The organism is Rhodoplanes sp. SY1, assembly GCF_046000175.1.
Lineage (GTDB): Bacteria > Pseudomonadota > Alphaproteobacteria > Rhizobiales > Xanthobacteraceae > Rhodoplanes.
Genome location: NZ_JBEOMB010000049.1, coordinates 1 through 18,037, shown reverse-complemented (window position 1 = coordinate 18,037; position 18,037 = coordinate 1). Strand labels below are relative to the sequence as shown.

Genomic DNA, 18,037 nt, shown 5'->3' with positions numbered 1-18,037 from the left:
CGCCGCGATCCTACAGGACAGTGGGGCGAGACCGGAACTCCCCCGGTCCGACCGGCCCGGCCGGCCGATCGGACGGGGCGGGCTGCCCAAGATGACAGCATGCTCGCGGGTCGCGAAATTGCTACGATCGGGGCCTTCCTTCCCGCTCCGCCCCGGACTATTGCGGGCGGACGCGCCGGTCGCCACGTCAGCAGCATCATTGCCAGGACCATTGCCATGTCAGTCGAGCCCGAGTTTCCCTCCCCCGCAGCCGTTCCCGCGCACTCGCTCGTGTCTGCCGCCGCCCGGCCGAGCCGGCGACGCGTGCTCGCCGGGGTCGCCGCAGCCGGCGCCGTGCTGGCCGCGCCGGCGGTCGTGCGGGCCCAGGCGAAGGCCCTGAAGATCGCCGTGGTGCTGCCGCGCTCCGGGTTGTTCGCCGCCGCCGGCCAGGCCTGCCACCGCGGTGCCGTCGTCGCCCCCAAGGTGCTGGCCGATCTCGGCGTCGCGGTCGAGTTGATGCATGTGGATTCCGAGTCGAATGTCGACATCGCGCGCACGCAGGCCGAGCGGGCGATCTCGGAGGGCGCGCAGTGCGTGGTCGGCGCCTTCGAGTCGGGGGCGACGCTGGCGATCGCCCAGATCTGCGAGCAGCGCAAGGTGCCGCTGATCGTCAACATCGGCTCGGTGCCGCAGCTCACCGAGCAGGGCTACACGTATCTGGTGCGCAACTTCCACACCAACGTGATGGTCGTGTCCAGCGGCCTCAAGCTGATCAAGGATCTGATCGACGCGACCGGCATCCAGTTCAAGACCGCCGTGTTCGTCCACGCCAACGACACCTTCGGCACGGCGCAGCGCGCCGCCATGGACCGGCTGTTCCCGGCCGCCGGCCTGCCGTTCCCGATCCTCGAATCGATCGCCTATGATCCCAAGGCCCAGGACCTCGCCGTCGAGGTGACGAAGATCCGCGCGCTCGCACCCGAGCTGGTGATGTCGACGACGCGCTCGTCCGACGCCATCAAGCTGATCCGCGACATGGTGCGCCAGCGCTTCGAGCCCAAGGCGATCATCTCGCCCGGCTCGCCCGGCCTCTACGACGAGGAGTTCTACCAGGCGCTCGGGCCGCTGGCCGACTTCCACATCACCAACCTGCCGTGGGCGAACGCCAAGTCGAGCGTGACGCAGGCGCTCGCGGCGGCGTTCAAGAGCGCGCATCCGAGCAATCGCTTCGAGGTCGACTGCTTCAACGCCGGCTTCACGTTCGAGGCGATCATGATCGCGGCCGACGCCTTCAAGCGCGCCGGCACGAGCGACGGCCCGACGCTGATGAAGGCCGTGAAGGCGACCGACATCGCCGACCACGTGATGACGGGCGGACCGATCCGCTTCGACGAGAAGGGCCAGAACAACAACATCCAGGCCGCCGTGGTGCAGAACCGCGGACGCACCCCCACCGTGGTGCTGCCGGCCGCGTTCGCCGTCGCCGCCCCGGTGCTGCCGATGCCGCCCTGGCAGGGGCGGTCGTGAGAGTTCACGCGGGCGCGCGCCTCTCTCCGCCCTCGTCCTGAGGTGCTCGGCCGCAGGCCGAGCCTCGAAGGGCGGGGGCGGGCACCGATGTCGAGCTCGTGCTGGATCGGATCACGGGCTGTCCGTGGCCGCATGGTTCGAGACGGCCGCTACGCGGCCTCCTCACCATGAGGGGGAGCTCGGAGTACCGCGCGCCCCCCAGCCCTGCGATCGCCCGTCAGCCGCGCGCCGCCAGCGCCGCCTCGGCGTCGCGGCGGATACGGGCGACCATCGACTTCAGGCCGTTGGAGCGTTGCGGCGTGAGATGCTCCTTGAGGCCGAGCTTCTCGAAGATGGTGGCCGGGTCGGTCGCGAGGATGTCGTCGGCGGGCTTGTCGGAGTAGAGCGAGAGCAGGATCGCGATCAGGCCGCGCACGATGTGGGCGTCGCTGTCGCCGACGAAGCTCAGCACCGGTCCGTCGGCACCGTCGGGGCGCACCTGCGTCGTCAGCCACACCTGGCTGGCGCAGCCCTGCACCTTGTTGGCCTCGACATGGTCGGCCTCGGGCAGCGGCGTGAGGGTGCGGCCGAGCTCGATGATGTAGCGGTAGCGGTCGTCCCAGTCGTCGAGCAGCGCGAAGTTGTCGAGGATCTCGTCGAGGGTCATGTCGTGTCTCGCCGTCGTGGCAGGCTGCGGTCGAGCCGCCGGCGCGGCCGTTCCCCGCATACATAAGGGGGAACGTGCCGGAAGGGAATTCGCCGTCCGGCCAACCTCACCGCTCGTCCCCGCAAAGGCGGGGACCCAGGGGCCGAGCAACGTGTGGCTCTGGAGTCCCGCTTGCGCGGGAATGAGCGGAGCTCGGGGCAGGCCATTGCCTTCAGGGTGGGAGGCGTTCGGCCCCGAAAACGCGAACGGCGGCCCGGGGGCCGCCGTTCGGTCGTTCCGTGGTGTCCGGCTCAGCCCGGCGGGCGGCCGGCATCCCGGCGGCCGATCGGCCCGCGCCAGTCCGGCGCGAGGTCGGCCGAGGTCAGCGTGTTCTGCGAGGCCTGCGGCCGCGCGAGGTCGCCCTTGAGGGCGGTGGCGCCGGTCGTGACCGGCGAACGGTCGGACGAGGAGAGCGTCTCGCTCACCATCTCCATCATGATCTTCGCCCCGGCCTGCGCCTTCTGCCCGACCGCCACCGCGACCTGGGTGCCGATGGCACACACGTCGGGCTGACGGGTGCAGAACTGGCGCAGATCCGCGACCGTCGACGCGGCCGCGGCAGCGGCATCCGCCGCGCTCACCGCCGCCGCGCCGTCGCCTTCGGAGGGCCCGCGCGTGACGGTCGGAAGCAGAACCGCCACGACGCCGAGCCAGAAGGCCGTGCGCAACAAGAAACCCATTGTCCCTGTCCCTGTGTGCCCCGTCTCCCTCGTCCCGTGTCCCTGTTCATTGTTCCCCGAGGCAGACCGTAGCAGCCGGGCTTTGACGCGCGGTTCGGCGCGACGGTCGCATTCGACGCGAGTTTTAGGACAATTCGAACGATCGCGTTCACCATCGGTCAGCACCTTTCGGGCATCCCGTGCGTCGCCCGTTCAAGGGGTTGGGCGATTCGGCGGGAGCGATGGAGAAAACGTCGATTTCATCGGCGCTAACGCCGTTCGTGCGCGTCTCTTGACGGACCGTTCACCAATTGACGTCGCGTTCACCATTCAACACCGCGTTCACCATCCGCGCAGAATGGATCGCGACGGGACGGGGCTTTGTCGTGTGGGGACGAAACCGCTTCCCCGCGGAGCGGCGACCTTAGTGTTCGTTTAATGGGGGTCTGACACGATCCCAACGACGCGAAGGGGCGTCCATGTCGGGACGTGCAGTGGGCCACGTGAGCGTTATCGGATCACTCGGACATTACGTGGACGCGCTGGTGCACCCCTCGGTGCAGGCCGACCCGCTCGCGCGGGCCCGCCACCGGGCGTTCATCGCACCGCGGCTGATCGGCAGCCTGACGGCGCTGGTCGCGTTCCCGGCGTGGCTCGCCTGGCGGGGCGCGCCGAGCGCGCTCGAGGTGCTGGTGTTCTGCTGGCTCGCCGCGCCGATCCTCGTCTCCTATTATCTCTCGCGCACCGGCCGCTACGAGACCGCGCATCTGCTCTCGGCGCTGGCGCTCACCGGCGTCGTCACGGTCGTCGCGGCGAAGACCGGCGGAATCGGATCCTTCGCGGCGATCTGGATCGTCGTGGTGCCGCTCGAGGCGGCGCTCTCGGCGTCGCGCCGCGTCGTCGCGCTCGCCTCGACCATGGCGCTCGGCGCTGCCGGCCTGCTGGTCGGCCTCACCGCGTCCGGTCACCTGCCGGCGCAGATCGGCGTCGGCCACGACGCGGGCGCGCTCGCCGCGCTCGGCATCGTCTCGGCCTCGCTCTACGCGACCGGCCTCGCGCTCGGCGCCGAGTCGCTCGCCCGCAAGAGCTTCTGGCTTCTCTACGCGGAGGAGGATCGCTACCGCCTCCTCGCTCGCAACATGACCGACGTGATCACGCGGCACGGCCACAACGGCGCCGTGCTGTTCGTGTCGCCGGCGGCCGAGCCGCTGTTCGGCGCGCGCGCCGCCGAGCTGCGCGGTCACGGGCTGTTCGATCGCGTCCACATCGCCGACCGGCCGGCCTATCTGAACGCGCTCGCGGACGCCGCCGCCCACGGTCTCTCGGGCTCGGTCGAGTTCCGGGTGCGGCGCGATCCAGACGTCGCCGGCGAGCCGGTGCGCTTCATCTGGATCGAGATGCGCTGCCGCCCGCTCGATCGTGCCGTCGCCGGTCCGGACGGCGCGGCGCGCGAGGTGGTCGCGGTGATGCGCGACGTGACGGAGCGCAAGGAGCAGGAGCGTGCCGTCGAGGAGTCCCGCGCCGAGGCCGAGCGCGCCAACTCGGCCAAGAGCCGCTTCCTCGCCACCATGAGCCACGAGCTGCGCACGCCGCTCAACGCCGTGATCGGCTTCTCCGACATGCTGATCAACGAGAAGTCGCTCAAGATCACGCCCGAGCGGCGGGCCGAGTACGCCCGGCTGATCAACGAATCCGGCAGCCATCTGCTGTCGGTCGTCAACGACATTCTCGACATGTCGAAGCTGGAGACCGGCGAGTTCGAGATTCGTGCCGAGCCGTTCGCGCTGGCGCCGGTCGTGCGCTCCTGCTGCGATCTCCTCGAGCTGAAGGCGCGCGAGCAGGACATCAGGCTGGAGACCGCGGTCGATCCGGCGCTGCCCGAGCTCGTGGCCGACAAGCGGGCGATCAAGCAGATCCTGATCAATCTCCTGTCCAACGCGGTGAAGTTCACGGACCGCGGCGGCTGCGTCACGGTGGCGGCCCGGCGCGAGGGCGCCCGGCTCGCCATCACGGTCGAGGACAACGGCATCGGCATCCGCGAGGCCGACCTCGCGCGTTGCGGCGATCCGTTCTTCCAGTCGCGCGATTCCTACGATCGGCCGCATCACGGCACCGGCCTCGGCCTGTCGATCGTCAAGGGCCTGGTCGGCCTGCACGGCGGCGAGATCGGCATGACCAGCCGGCTCGGCGCGGGCACTTGCGTCACGGTCCGAATTCCGCTCGATTGCGATCCCGCCCGCACCGGCCGGGCGGCGGCGCGCGCCGCCGCGACGTCGACGGTGCGGCGGCTGAACCTGCCGGGCGATCCTCCGCCCGAGCCCATCCCATCCGACGAGACGAGTGACGAGGCGGCGTTTGCGGTCAAGAAGCGTGCGTGATCCGGTCGACGACGAGGACGGGCGGGACGGTGCGCGCGCGGCGCGTGTCGGTCGCGCGGGTGCAATCGCGCTGCGGCTCTTCGGCCGGCCGCGCGACACGCTGGCCGCCGCGGCCGGGATCGCGGCCTTCGCCACCGTCGTGATCAATGCGTTGTACATGCAGCCGGGGCCGCATCCGGCCCCGATCTTCGCGCTGAAGACCGAACGGCCGCGCACCGCCACGCAAGGGATGGCTTCGGCGCCGACGCGCGACTCGACCGGCACGCTCGCCGTGCTGCCGCGGCCGCGTCCGGCGGACGCGCAGCCGACCGCGAAGGCCGAGCCGGCCGCCGCCACGGCCGCCAAGCCCGCGGCGCGGGCCCGCCCCGAGCTCGTCGGCGACATCCAGCGCGAGCTGATGCGGCGCGGCTATTACGACGGCGCCATCGACGGCATCGCGGGCAGTCGCACCGAGGCCGCGATCCGCGACTTCGAGCAGGCGCAGGGGCTGTCGCCGACCGGCGAGCCCACCGACGCGATCCTCAAGTCGATCACCCGCGCGACCGCTAAGCCGAAGCAGGCGGCGCCCGCCCCGCGCCCCGATCCGATCGCCGGGCTCCTGTCCGGGAGCGGACCGGCTTCGGCATCCGCCCGGACACCGGTCGCGCCCGTCGTGCAGGCGAAGGCGGCCGGCGGTGCCGTCGCGACGCCGCTCGCAGCCCATCCGGTGGCGCCCGTGACCGCGACGACCCTCGCCGCGCCGCCGGCGCCCGCGCCCCCGCAGCCGATCGCCCATCCCAGGGCCGGCGGAGCGGCGACCGCCGCCGGCTCGTCTCAGATCAAGTCGGTGCAGCGGGCGCTGGCCGATTATGGCTACGGACAGGTGCGGCCGACCGGCACCCACGACAAGGCGACCCACGACGCCATCGCGGCCTTCGAGGAGGCCCGTCGCATGCCGGTCACCGGCCAGGTCAGCGACCGGCTGGTGCGCGAGCTCGTCGCGCTGACCGGCCGGCCGATCGAGTAGCGCGAACAGCAAACGGCGAATAGCGAGTAGCGAATAGCGAGTAGCGAGTAGCGAGTAGGGGATGGTGCCCGCTCGCCCACTCCTCCACTATTCGCCATTCGCTACTCGCTATTCGCCAATGTGGGCCGCATGCGTCTGAAATCGGGAATCTGGGTCGCGGCCTATATCCGCCGCTGCGGCGTCGAGGGCGTCTTCGCGGCGGTGCGCCGCCGCGGCGCCGAGGAGGCCGGCGCCGTCTTCGTCATCGTCAACCGGCTGAACGGCACCGCCGACCTCTACGGCCCGGCGCCCCAGACCGCGTTCGACGAGGCGATGCCGTTCGACCGCGCCTTCGTCTCGGTCATGAAGGAGAGCCCGGCGCCGGAGAGCGACGTCGAGGCGTTCATCGCCAAGGAAAGCCGGTTCGATCCGGACGTCTGGGTGGTCGAGATCGAGGAGCCGTCGGGACGGCATTTTCTCGACCGCGTGTTGCGCTGATCAGGATCCGCCGCCGGCTTTCCGGGGCGGCCCGACGAGGCGCTCGGTCGGCATCCGCTCCGGTGCGGTCATGGACGGCAGCGCCATGCCGAGGCGGCCGCGAACGGTGCCGCCGCGTGCGGCGGTCGTCGGTCCGGGGCGCGTCGGGGCGGCGGTGGTCGCCGCCGGCTCGGCCTCGCGCCAGGCGGCGACCAGGCGCAGCGCCGCCGCCAGGCTGACCTCCTGGTACAGGGCGCTCAGCGCGTAGACGCGCCGCACCGAGTGGCCGATCGCCGGATTGACGAACAAGAGGATGCGCTGGAGCACCGGCGCCGGCACGGCCAGGGCGCGCGCCGCGACCACCAGCGGCTCGCCGCCGAGATCGTTGACGATCCGCTCGGCGAGCGTCCGCGAGACGCCGAGCGCGCGCTCGAGCTCGCGCACGAAGTCGCCCGGCCGGCCGCCGAGCACGCTCGTCTCCAGCCGGCGCGCCACCTCCTCGCCGGGCGTCGGCCACGCGCCCGCGGCGAGCGGGCCGGCGCGGTCGAGCGCGTCCAGGAGGCCGCGGCGGCCGTCCGTGTCGGCATTGAAGAAGTCGCGCACGAGGGACCGCGCTTCGCTCTGTCCGCGCGTTTCGGGGGGCGGCGGCGGAGCCGCCTCGCGGGCCGGCCGGCCGTCGAGCCGGGCCAGGACCTGCTCGGGCGCGCCCGGATAGGCGGCGAGCGTCCTGGCGACGATGTCGCGGGTCGCCGCGTCGACGGCGTCGATCAGGCGCAGCGACAGCTCGACATACTGACGCTCCTCGTCCGGCGAGTGGGTCGGCTTCTGGACGTAGAGATCGGTGAGCACGCGCAGCAGCGTCGGCTTGACGTCGACGCCGTGGCGGGCGAGCCCGACCAGACTGTCCAGTCCCGGAAACAAGGACGACATACGCGAACAAGCCCCGCCGGCGCTCGAAACGACCTTTCCGAGAGCTTAAGACGGGACTCGTTAGCAGAGGCTTAACCCCAACAAGGCGTTAACCTTTTCGCTCGAATGCGAACGATCGGGGGCGCCGGGTCCCGGGGCTTTCCGTCATGGCCGGGCTCGTCCCGGCCATCCACGATTTCGCTTGCCGACGCCCTGGCGTGGATGGCCGCGACAGGCGCGGCCATGACGAAGTCCGTGGCCGGGCAACCGCCGTGATGCCGCAGAGCGGACCGGAACGCCCCCCTGTCACCCGCTTACAACCCTTGTGGACCAAGCGGTTACGCTTAACCAACCGTTAACCATGTCGGCGCGTAATCGAACGTGGCAAGCCGCGGATCATTCCCGATCCGGTGGAGGGCGCCATGGGCACCATCATCACGTTCCCGGCTGGACGTCGCGTCTACAGCGACGGGCGGGGCCGCACGGCCGACGAGCCGGCCACCATCATCATCCTTCCGGTGGTGCGGGTCGATCGCTACGGCGACGAGCCGCGGGACGGAATGCGGGACGGCGGCTCGGCGGCCGCCCGCAAGGGACGGCGTCCCTCGGCCCGGCGGTGAGTGCGACGAGGTGACGATCGTGGTGACGGTTCGCAGGCCGGGCGCGAGCGCGCGTGCGAGCGCGGGGCGGGGCGGCCGGCCGGTGCTCGCGATCGCGGCCGTGGCGGCGCTGCTCGGCGGGTGCTCGGCCAACGGCGATTTCGGCCGGGTGAAGACCGGCCTGGTGCGCGACGGCATCCACGACTGGATGGGGCCGGCGGCGGCCCAGCAGGCCGGCCTGCCGGTCTCGGCCTTTCCCTATACCGAGGACGAGCGGCTGATGCGGGACCTCGCCTTCCCGCTGATCGAGGTGCCCTACGAGCGCCAGCGCTGGTACTCGATCATCGAGGAGTACGGCATCAATCGCGGCATCCAGCAGCAGTGGTTCGTCTTCAACATCGCCGCCTACGAGCAGGTGCTGATGCAGACGGCGTTCCGCTCGGCGACGGCGCGTTACGGCAAGCTCAACGACGACATCCGCAACGACGTCACCCGGCTGCCCTACTGGGTGACGGTGGCGCGCCGGGTGCTCGACATGGACATCAAGCGCGGCAAGAGCCTCCAGCACGTGAACGGCCTGACGCCCGGCGAGGCCGCCAACGCCCAGGCCCGGATGGCCGAGAACGCCCTGATCATGAGCTGGGTCCAGCAGTCGCTGGTCAACCGCGCCGCCTCCTACGGCTACGCGATGGAACGGCTGGTCATCGCGACGCCGCTGCCGGCGGCCGTCGAGGTCGAGCGCTCGCTGACGCTGCTCAAGGCCCGGATCGCCGAGGCGCGTCTGCTGCCGGGGCCGGAGATCACCCCCGGGACGATCGTCCTGGTGCCGCCTTACCCGCTGCCGTCGATGCCGGTCGTCAGCAAGTCGGTTCCGGTCGCGGCCGCGCCGCTCGCCGGGCCTGCGGTCGCGGGCGCACCGTTGCCGGCCGCCGCGCCGCCGGCCGGCCCGAGCTTCGTCTCGCTCGTCGGCCAGTGAGGTAACGCGAGAGGGCCGGAATCGGCCCGCCGGACCCATCCCGGAAGCCATCCGCGTTTCACCCGCTTGGCGGTTCGCGACCGCTCGGCCTATCGTCGGCCGCGGCGGCAGGCGCCGCGACATGCGGAGCGGGCCGTGACCCTCCATCAGCCGTCGATCGAGCAGACGTCGATTCCTCCGGTGTGGACGCCGCCGATCGGCGACGCCGTGAAGCGCGACCTGTGCACCGATTGCGGCATCTCGCGCATGGCGACGCCCGGCTGGTGCGGCCACGCCTGCCAGTTCCTGAAACCCGACTATCCGGCCATGGAGACGGCCGTCCACGGCCGTGCCCGCGATCCGGCGAAGGCGGACGAGCAGTTCTTCGGCCCGTTCCGAAAGATGCTGCGGGCCGCCCTGACGGCGCCGCGGCCGGGGGCGCAGTGGACCGGCATCGTCACCCGGATCGGCGAGCGGCTGCTCGAGACCGGCACCGTCGACGCGGTGCTGGCCATGGCGGCGGATCCGGCCGACCGCTGGCGGCCGCGGCCCGTGCTGGTGACGCGGCCCGAGGGCATGGCGCAGTGCCGCGGCATGCGGATGGGCTACGCGCCGCTGCTGGCGCTCTTGGAGCCGGCGGCCGCGCAGGGCTTCAAGCGCATCGCCGTGGTCGGCATCCCCTGCCAGATCCACGCGCTGCGCGCCATCGAGCAGGAGCTCGGCTTCGACAGGATCTACGTCGTCGGCACCCCGTGCTCGGACAACACCACGACCGAGAATTTCCACGGCTTCCTGGCGCTGCTCGCCGACGACCCCGCGACCATCACGTATCTCGAGTTCCGCGCCGACTATCACGTCGAGCTGCGCTTTTCCGACGGCAGCGAGAAGCGCATCCCGTTCCTGCTGTTGCCACTGTCCAAGCTGCCGGGCGACTTCTTCCCGCTCACCTGCCGCACCTGTGTCGACTACACCAACGCGCTCGCCGACATCACGGTCGGCTACATGGGCGGCGAGGGCGAGCAGTGGCTGCTGGTCCGCAACGCGCGCGGCGAGGAGCTTCTGTCGCTCCTCGGCGACGAGGTGCGTCTCGCCGCGCCGGGGACCGGCGGAAACCGGAAGGCGCCCGTGAAGGGCTTCCTGAAGAACACCGAGCGGGCCGCCGGCGGCCTGCCGGTGCGCGGCACGCCGGATTTCCTGCGCCCGCTGGTCGGCTGGCTGATGCCGAAGATCGGTCCGCGCGGGATCGAGTTCGCCCGCGCGCGCCTCGAGATGAAGGCGATCGAGACCATCCTGCATCTGCGTCGCCAGCGCCCCAAGCGCCTGCGCCACATGGTGCCGAAGCACGTCTGGGACCTGGTCGCGCCCTACGGCCTGACGCCGGGGGAGGGGGAGCGGTAGCGGCGCGGGACGGGCCGTCTTTCCTCCGCCCCGGACGCTGCGCTAGGCTCGTTCCAAATCACATCGGAGGACGCCCATGCTGCGCCGTCGCCTCGCCGTCGTGGTCTCGCTCGCGCTCGCGAGCCCGCTCGCTGTCGTGATCTCGCCCGCCCGCGCGGCCTGTCCGTCCGACGAGGCCGTGGCGGCGCTCGCCGCCAAGGTGACGGCGCGCGAGCCGGCCGAGAGCTACGGGCCGGGCCTCACGGTCGCCGACGGCCTGTGCGCCCAAGAGAAGCTGGTCGCCAAGCTGAAGCCGGCACTCGGCGAAGTCGTCGGCTACAAGGCGGGCCTCACCAACGAGGCGGTTCAGAAGCGCTTCGGGGTGCCGCATCCGGTGCGCGGCACGCTGCTGGCGAAGATGATCCTGAAGGACGGCGCGAGCGTGCCGGCGGCCTTCGGGGCGGCGCCGTTGTTCGAATCCGATCTGATCATGACCGTGAAGGATTCCGGCATCCACGGCGCCAAGGGCCATGTCGAGATCCTGAAGCATCTCGACGCCGTCGTGCCGTTCCTGGAGCTGCCCGACCTGGTGCTTCAGAAGGGCGCCCACATGGACGGCGGCGTGCTGACCGCGATCAATGTCGGCGCGCGGCTCGGCGTCGTCGGGACGCCGGTGCCGGTCCGGGCGACGCAGGATTTCGCCGACCGGCTGGCGAAGATGACCGTGGTGCTCACCGACGACACCGGGCGCGAGATCGCCAAGAGCCCCGGCGCCGCGATCCTGGGCCATCCGCTCGACGCGGTGGCTTGGCTGGTCGCGGATCTCGGCCGCGCCGGCATCACCCTGAAGGCGGGCGACATGCTCAGCCTCGGCAGCTTCTCGCCGCTGTCGCCGCCCGCCGCCGGCCGCACCGTCACGGCCCGCTACGAGGGACTGACCGACAAGCCCGTCGAGGTGAAGGCGACGTTCCAGTGAGGAACCTTGTTCCGGGGGGCGCATCCCGAAGGATGAGACGCCGATCCCGGTGCTCGGCCTCGTGCCCCGGACAAGGCACATCAGGCTGCAGGCCTGATGTGCCGCAGAGCCGGGGCCCAGGGGCGGCACGACCGGCTGGGCGATGGGCGCATTTCCCGATCGCCCCTGGGTCCCGGTTCACGGCGCTTTGCGCCGCGCCCGGGACACGGCGCCAGGGACGCCGGCCGTCACGCCTCCGGTGGCGCCGTTTCGGGCGCCACGTCCGGTCCCGCCATGATGCCGGCCGTGATGAAGCGGACCAGGAAGCGGCCCTTGGTCGGCAGGTCGCCGGGCTTGTAGCGGTGCTTGGACAGGCGCGACATGCGCTCGTCGAAGAAGTTCATCACCAGCGCGCCGACCGCGAACAGATAGGCCCAGTGCAGGTATTCGGGTGATTTCTCCGGCAACGCGCGCTGCAGCGCCGCGATGAACTCGCGCGCCATCGGATCGTAATAGTCGCGCAGAATCCCGCGCGACCGCTCGTGCGGGTCGGAGGCCTCGCGCACCGTCAGCATCGAGTAGAACTTGCCGTCCGGACGGGCCTGCTGGCGCATCACCGGCATCACGAAGGCGGTGACGATGCGCTCCACCGCGTCGGGTGCGTGCAGATCCGAGATGGCGCGCAGCTCGGCGAGACGTTCCCCGAACAACTTCTCGTGCTCGGCGAAGACGGCGCGATAGAGGTTCTGCTTGGTCTCGAAGTGATAGACCACGATCGACAAGCCGACGCCGGCGGCCTCGGCGATGTCGCGCATCGAGGCGCCGTGAAAACCCTCCTGGGCGAACAGCCGCTCGGCGGCGCGCAGGATCTTGGCGCGCCGGCTCGGCTCCTCGGCGGTCGCGGTGGCCCGCTTCCGGGTCGACGCGGCGGGCGTTCGCGGCGGGGCCGCCGGCTTGGCCGGCTTGCGGCGCTTGCGTGGGGGCGTGTCGGGATCGGTGGCGGGCATCAGGGTGCGGTCGCGCGGAGGAGAGGGCGTCATACGGCCGCGATGACCTTTCGTGGAGTCGAGCCCGGCTGATCGACGGCAACTTAGTCGCGCCGCGCCGCCGCTGTCCACTCCGCACGAACGCGGCTCGGCTCCTCGTGGCCCGGACCTGCGCCGCAGCACGACGCCTTGTGCCCCGGACGAAGCGCGGCAGGCCGCAGACCTGGTGCGCCGCAGAGCCGGGGCCCAGGGCGACACGACGGGCCGCACGAAACGCCTCGTCCGGCCGCCCCTGGGTCCCGGTTCACGGCGCCATGCGCCGCGCCCGGGACACGGTGCTTTCGAGCTGCACAGCGGCCCTGCCAGCATTCGGGCGGAGCGCAGCGGGAACGACCCCAGTGGAAAGCGCGCCGAGCTCTGCCCGCCGCGCAACCCCTCCCCTTCGGCGTCGCAGGGCCCGCCCGTGATTCTCCGGATGCACTGTACGTACGTACAGTCTAACGTGGCGACGCTGAACATGGAAACGAGCCGCGGCCGCCGCGGGCGTGGTCTGGCCGGTCGACCCTCCCCTCGGGCCGCCGGCGGCGTCGTGTGACCCGACGCCTCGCGACCTTCGTGCCCGCGCCGAGCCGACGGATTTCTTGGGGGTTACGCATGACCAAAGACACGGCCAAATGGCGCGTCCTCGGCGGAGGATTCGCGGCCTACACGTTCGACGCCATGGATCTCGTGCTGCTCGCCATGGCGTTCCAGCCGATCATGACCGATCTCGGCCTCACCCGCTCGGAGGCGGGCCTGCTCGCCACCGCGACGCTGATCGGCGTCGGCATCTCCAGCGTGGTGATGGGCTGGTACTCCGACAACTACGGGCGCCGCAAGGCGATGCTGTGGTCGCTGATCAGCTTCAGCCTGCTCACCATGGTGATCGCCTTCGCCAATTCGTGGCTGGAGATCCTGATCCTGCGCTTCCTGGCCGGTCTGGGCCTGGGTGGGCTCTGGGGCGTGATCGCGGCGTACATCGCCGAGACCTGGCCGCCCGCCCAGCGCGGCCGCGCCGCCGCCTTCGTGATGAGCTCGTTCCCGGTCGGCGTCGGCCTCGCCTCGTTCTTCGCCGGCAAGATCATCCCGATGTGGGGCTGGCGGGCGCTGTTCCTCACCGCCGGCATCGCCCTGATCGTCGCCGTCTACGTCTACTTCTTCGTCCCCGAATCGGAGGCCTGGAAGCAGCAGCGCGACGCCCGCGCCCGCGGCGAAGGCACCAAGGCCGAGAAGGTGTCGGTGAAGGAGATCTTCACCGGCGGCCTCGCCCGGAACACCATCATCGCGACGCTCGTCTCCGCTTTCGCGCTGACCGCCTATTGGGGGCCGACCACCTGGCTGCCGACCTATCTGGTCAAGGAGCGCGGGCTGTCGGTCGCCGACATGGGCATGTTCATGACCATCCTCAGCGTCGGCATGTTCCTCGGCTACAACGCCTTCGGCTGGATCGCCGACTTCATCGGCAAGCGCAACGCGCTCGTCCTGTCGCTCGCCGGCTCGGCCGTGATGCTCGCCGTCTACGCGCTGACCGAGAACGCCGCGACGCTCCTGTGGATGGGCCCGGCCTATGCGTTCTTCATGGCCTTCGTCGGCCTGATGGGCTCGTACTATGGCGAGCTGTTCCCGACCCGCGTGCGCACCACCGGCTCGGGCTTCTGCTTCAACGTCGGCCGCGGCGTCTCCGCCTTCGCGCCCTTCATCCTGGGCGGCATCGCCACGGCCTACAGCCTGCAGACCGCGATCCTGATCTGCGCCGTCCCGTTCCTCCTGGCGGCGATCCTGACCGCCTTCCTGCCGCGAACCGAGGTCGCCGCCCTCCAGACGACCCCCGCCGCCGCTGCACCGCGGAGCTGACATCCGCGTGCAGCACCGGGCCGGCCGCAGTCCCCGCCGCGGCCGGCCCGTCCCCGGAGATGCGAAAATGAACAAGATCATCGACCTGTCCATCTACTTCGAGAACGGCACGCTCGCCGATCCCCCGGTCTACGAGCCGAAAATCAAGTACCGGAATCACCACGACACCACCGACGAGCTGCTGCCGTTCTTCCCCGGCCTGAAGGCCGAGGACCTGCCGAACGGCGAGGCCTGGGCGATCGAGTGGGTGCAGATCACCACCCACAACGGCACCCATCTCGACGCGCCGTATCACTTCGCCTCGACCATGAACGACGGCGAGCGCGCCATCACGATCGACGAGGTGCCGCTGGAATGGTGCTTCCAGCCGGGCGTCAAGCTCGACTTCCGGCGCTTCGAGGACGGCTATCTGGTCACGGCCGACGACGTCGAGAAGGAACTCGCCCGCATCGGCCACACGCTGAAGCCGCTGGAGATCGTCGTGGTCAACACGCGCGCCGGCGACGTCTACGGCAAGGAGGGCTATGTCGCGGCCGGTTGCGGCATGAGCCGCGAGGCGACGCTCTATCTGACCGAGCGCGGCGTGCGCGTCACCGGCACGGACGCCTGGAGCTGGGACGCGCCGTTCGTCTACACGGCGAAGCGCTACGCGCAGACCAAGGACGCGGGCCTGATCTGGGAGGGCCACAAGGCCGGCCGCACGATCGGCTACTGCCACCTCGAGAAGCTGCACAATCTCGAGCTGCTGCCGCCGACCGGATTCACCATCGCCTGCTTCCCGGCGAAGATCCGCGGCGCCTCCGCCGGCTGGACCCGCGCGGTGGCGATCCTCGACGAGTGAGGCATACGACGCGGCTTTTCCCTCTCCCCGCGCGCGGGGAGAGGTGAGACCGGCGCGCCGCAGTCTCACCCACGGACATCATCCCCGAACCGAAGGACTCTCCATGTCGAAACTGATCATCACGGCCGCCGTCACCGGCTCCGTGCACACCCCCAGCCTGTCGCCCTATCTGCCGCTGACGCCGGACGAGATCGCGGCCGACGCGATCCTCGCCGCGAAGGCCGGCGCCGCGCTCGTCCACGTCCATGCGCGCGACCCGCAGACCGGCAAGCCGTCGGCCGATCCGGCCCTCTACGAGGAGATCGTGCGCAAGATCAGCGCCGCGACCGACGCCGCGATCTGCATCACCACGGGCGGCTCCAAGGAGATGACGGTCGCCGAGCGCGCCCGCTCGGTCGCGCTGCTGAAGCCGGAATTGGCGTCGCTCAACACCGGCTCGATGAACTTCGCGATCCATCCGCTCGCGCAGAAGATCAAGGAGCCGCGCTTCGATTGGGAGATCCCGTTCCTGCAGGCGACCGAGGACTGGATCTTCCCGAACACCTTCAAGACGCTCGCCGAGTTCGCCACCTTCATGACCGCGGCCGGGACCAAGCCGGAGCTCGAGGTCTACGACGCCGGCATGCTGTCGAACGTCCAGTTCCTGCTCTCGACCGGCGTGCTGAAGGCGCCGATCCATCTGCAGTTCGTGCTGGGGATTCTCGGTGGCATGCAGGCGAGCGTCGGCAACCTGGTGTTCCTCTACGAGAGCGCCTGCCGGATGATCGGCGAGAAGAACTTCACCTGGTCGCTGTCGGCGGCCGGCCGTGCGCAGCTCCCGATGATGGCGACCGCCATGGGCATGGGCGGCAACGTAAGGGTCGGGCTCGAGGACAATCTCTATCTCGCCCCGAAGGTGCTGGCGAAGTCGAGCGCCGAGCAGGTCGAGCGCATCACGACGATCGCGCAGGCGCTCAGCATCCCGGTCGCGACGTCGGCCGAGGCGCGGTCGATCCTCGGCCTCAAGGGCGCCGGTAATGTCGGCTGGGCCCAGAAGAGCGCGGCGGAGTAGGGAGAGTTCTGGCAGCTACGGCCCGTTACGCTTCGTCATGCCCGCGCTCGTCGCGGGCCTTGGCGAGCCGCCGCCGTTTGCGCTGACGTCGCCCCACACTCCGCTCATTCCCCGCGCAAGCGGGAATCCAGGGGCCACACGTCGTGTCGCCTCTGGGTCCCCGCCTCCGCGGGGACGAGCGGACGTCGGGGCCGCCGCCAACCAATACCGAGTAGACAATTAAAGAGCCGGCGGGGAGGGGCCTCTCCGCCGGCTCTCGTTCCTTGGACGTCTTCTCTGTCGGTCGTGCCGCCGTCAGGCGGCCGCCGCGGCGGGAACGCCGAGGTCCATCTCCGGAACCTCGCCCTCGACGATCAGCTTGGCCGAGGTGGCGGCGACGATCTGCTCGACCGTCACGCCGGGCGCGCGCTCGCGCAGCACCAGGCCCGCGTCGGTCGGCTCGATCACGGCCATGTCGGTCACGATCAGGCTGATGCGGCGGATCGAGGTGAGCGGCAGCGTGCATTTCGGCACGATCTTGGGCGCGCCCTTCGCCGTGTGGTTCATGGCGACGATGACGCGGCGGGCGCCGGTCACGAGGTCCATGGCACCGCCCATGCCGGGCACCATCTTGCCGGGCACCACCCAGTTGGCGAGCATGCCGCGCTCGTCCACCTCGAGGGCGCCGAGCACGGTGGCGTCGAGATGGCCACCGCGGATCAGGCCGAACGAGTAGGCGCTGTCGATGGTCGCGGCGCCCGGCACGGCCGAGACGGTGCCGCCGCCGGCGTCGGTGAGGTCGGGGTCGTCCATGCCCTCGGGCGGCTTGGCGGCCAGGCCGACGATGCCGTTCTCCGACTCGAACAGCACGTTGGCGTGCTCGTCGATGTACCTGGCGACGCCGGTCGGCAGGCCGATGCCGAGATTGACCAGGCTGTTCGGCTTCAGCTCGCGGGCGACGCGGCGCTGGATGATCTCGTCGGGTTTCATCAGGCAGCCCTCTCGATCAGGTAGTCGACGACGACGCCGGGCGTCTTCACGACGTCGGGGGAAATCATGCCGACGGGAAGAATCTCGCGCGGCTCGCAGATCACGGTCGCGGCGGCGAGCGCCATGATCGGATTGAAGTTCGTCGCGGTGAGCTGGTACTGGAGGTTGCCCGAGTAGTCGGCCTGGTCGGCGGCGATCAGGGCGAAATCGGCCTTCAGCGGCTTGGCGAGCAGCCACTGCTCGCCGTCGATCTCGACCGTCTGCTGGCCTTCCGCCGCGATGGTGCCGAGACCGGTCTTGGTGAGCACGCCGCCCAGCCCGTAGCCGCCGGCCCGGATGCGCTCGACGAGCGTGCCCTGCGGGACCAGCTCGACCTCCATCTCGCCGGCGATCATCGCCTTCTGGGTCTCCGGGTTGAGACCGATATGCGAGGCGACCAGCTTCTTGATGCAGCCGGCGCGGACCAGCTTGCCGATGTCGACGCCAGGGCGCGCGGTGTCGTTGGCGATCACGGTGAGATTGCGCTTGCCCGACTGGGCCAGCGCGTCGAGCAGCCGATGGGGCGACCCGACGCCCATGAAGCCGCCGATCATCAGGCGCGCGCCGTCCGGGATGAGCTTGGCGGCGTCTTCCGGTTTCAGATGAGGTTTCATCAGGACACTCGTGGTTCGGGCGATGTCCATGCGGCGGCGCGAGGAGGGGGAGGCCGCGGCGATGGCGAACGCGGTCTTATGCGGCCGCCCCGTCGCAGCCGCATCGGTAATACACCTATGTCGTAGAGCTACGTCGGGACTAAGAGCCGATCCGAGAAG

17 protein-coding genes are annotated in these 18,037 nt (G+C 70.6%); 11 read left to right on the top strand and 6 right to left on the bottom strand.

Annotated elements, in window-relative coordinates:
* Positions 1–303 precede the first annotated feature (303 nt).
* Positions 304–1,506 (top strand): ABC transporter substrate-binding protein, encoded by a 1,203-nt coding sequence (locus tag ABTU92_RS14235; protein WP_408091683.1) that lies wholly within the window; start codon positions 304–306, stop codon positions 1,504–1,506.
* A gap of 217 nt (positions 1,507–1,723) precedes the next feature.
* Here ABTU92_RS14235 and ABTU92_RS14230 read toward each other — a convergent pair whose 3' ends face one another.
* The gene (locus tag ABTU92_RS14230) at positions 1,724–2,152 is read right to left on the bottom strand and encodes a SufE family protein (protein WP_408091681.1); all 429 of its coding nucleotides are present in this window, start codon (positions 2,150–2,152) and stop codon (positions 1,724–1,726) included.
* A gap of 290 nt (positions 2,153–2,442) precedes the next feature.
* Entirely contained in the window at positions 2,443–2,871 is a 429-nt protein-coding gene (locus tag ABTU92_RS14225; RefSeq protein ID WP_408091679.1) for a DUF5330 domain-containing protein, read from the bottom strand.
* A 458-nt stretch (positions 2,872–3,329) separates the two neighbouring features.
* On the opposite strand from ABTU92_RS14225, the gene ABTU92_RS14220 reads away from it, so the two are divergent.
* The 3 genes from ABTU92_RS14220 to ABTU92_RS14210 all read left to right on the top strand — a co-directional run bounded on the left by ABTU92_RS14220 (position 3,330) and on the right by ABTU92_RS14210 (position 6,711).
* The gene (locus ABTU92_RS14220; protein WP_408091677.1) at positions 3,330–5,228 is read left to right on the top strand and encodes an ATP-binding protein; all 1,899 of its coding nucleotides are present in this window, start codon (positions 3,330–3,332) and stop codon (positions 5,226–5,228) included.
* On the top strand, positions 5,221–6,234 hold the full coding sequence (locus ABTU92_RS14215) for a peptidoglycan-binding domain-containing protein (protein ID WP_408091675.1): 1,014 nt from the start codon (positions 5,221–5,223) through the stop codon (positions 6,232–6,234). Before ABTU92_RS14220 ends, ABTU92_RS14215 begins: the two co-directional genes overlap by 8 nt.
* A gap of 129 nt (positions 6,235–6,363) precedes the next feature.
* Positions 6,364–6,711: a DUF1491 family protein gene (locus ABTU92_RS14210; RefSeq protein WP_408091673.1), complete on the top strand. Its 348-nt coding sequence runs from the start codon at positions 6,364–6,366 to the stop codon at positions 6,709–6,711.
* On the opposite strand, the gene ABTU92_RS14205 is transcribed toward ABTU92_RS14210, so the two are convergent.
* The gene (locus tag ABTU92_RS14205) at positions 6,712–7,620 is read right to left on the bottom strand and encodes a DUF2336 domain-containing protein (RefSeq protein ID WP_408091671.1); all 909 of its coding nucleotides are present in this window, start codon (positions 7,618–7,620) and stop codon (positions 6,712–6,714) included.
* Positions 7,621–8,021: 401 nt separating this feature from the next.
* Between ABTU92_RS14205 and ABTU92_RS14200 the strand changes: the two genes are divergently transcribed.
* The 4 genes from ABTU92_RS14200 (at position 8,022) to ABTU92_RS14185 (ending at position 11,506) form a co-directional block, all read left to right on the top strand.
* A complete protein-coding gene (locus ABTU92_RS14200) occupies positions 8,022–8,219 on the top strand; it encodes a hypothetical protein (RefSeq protein ID WP_408091669.1) in 198 nt (65 codons plus the stop codon).
* Positions 8,220–8,241: 22 nt separating this feature from the next.
* Positions 8,242–9,174: a hypothetical protein gene (locus ABTU92_RS14195; protein ID WP_408091667.1), complete on the top strand. Its 933-nt coding sequence runs from the start codon at positions 8,242–8,244 to the stop codon at positions 9,172–9,174.
* A gap of 135 nt (positions 9,175–9,309) precedes the next feature.
* Positions 9,310–10,551 carry a Coenzyme F420 hydrogenase/dehydrogenase, beta subunit C-terminal domain gene (locus ABTU92_RS14190; RefSeq protein ID WP_408091665.1) on the top strand — a complete coding sequence of 414 codons (1,242 nt, stop codon included), beginning with the start codon at positions 9,310–9,312 and terminating at the stop codon, positions 10,549–10,551.
* A 76-nt stretch (positions 10,552–10,627) separates the two neighbouring features.
* Positions 10,628–11,506, top strand: a complete 879-nt coding sequence (locus tag ABTU92_RS14185) for a 2-keto-4-pentenoate hydratase (RefSeq protein WP_408091663.1) — start codon at positions 10,628–10,630, stop codon at positions 11,504–11,506.
* A 227-nt stretch (positions 11,507–11,733) separates the two neighbouring features.
* Here the strand turns inward: ABTU92_RS14185 and ABTU92_RS14180 are convergent, their stop codons facing one another.
* Positions 11,734–12,525 (bottom strand): TetR/AcrR family transcriptional regulator, encoded by a 792-nt coding sequence (locus tag ABTU92_RS14180; RefSeq protein WP_408091661.1) that lies wholly within the window; start codon positions 12,523–12,525, stop codon positions 11,734–11,736.
* 600 nt (positions 12,526–13,125) lie between these two features.
* Between ABTU92_RS14180 and ABTU92_RS14175 the strand changes: the two genes are divergently transcribed.
* From ABTU92_RS14175 to ABTU92_RS14165, 3 genes are all read left to right on the top strand, one after another.
* On the top strand, positions 13,126–14,364 hold the full coding sequence (locus ABTU92_RS14175) for an MFS transporter (protein WP_111359334.1): 1,239 nt from the start codon (positions 13,126–13,128) through the stop codon (positions 14,362–14,364).
* A 67-nt stretch (positions 14,365–14,431) separates the two neighbouring features.
* Positions 14,432–15,205 (top strand): cyclase family protein, encoded by a 774-nt coding sequence (locus tag ABTU92_RS14170; RefSeq protein ID WP_408091659.1) that lies wholly within the window; start codon positions 14,432–14,434, stop codon positions 15,203–15,205.
* A gap of 103 nt (positions 15,206–15,308) precedes the next feature.
* Positions 15,309–16,256: a 3-keto-5-aminohexanoate cleavage protein gene (locus ABTU92_RS14165; RefSeq protein WP_408091657.1), complete on the top strand. Its 948-nt coding sequence runs from the start codon at positions 15,309–15,311 to the stop codon at positions 16,254–16,256.
* A 294-nt stretch (positions 16,257–16,550) separates the two neighbouring features.
* On the opposite strand, the gene ABTU92_RS14160 is transcribed toward ABTU92_RS14165, so the two are convergent.
* A complete protein-coding gene (locus ABTU92_RS14160) occupies positions 16,551–17,225 on the bottom strand; it encodes a 3-oxoacid CoA-transferase subunit B (RefSeq protein ID WP_408091655.1) in 675 nt (224 codons plus the stop codon).
* Positions 17,225–17,878: a CoA transferase subunit A gene (locus ABTU92_RS14155; protein WP_111360027.1), complete on the bottom strand. Its 654-nt coding sequence runs from the start codon at positions 17,876–17,878 to the stop codon at positions 17,225–17,227. The genes ABTU92_RS14160 and ABTU92_RS14155 overlap by 1 nt, the downstream gene beginning before the upstream one ends.
* Positions 17,879–18,037: the final 159 nt, after the last annotated feature.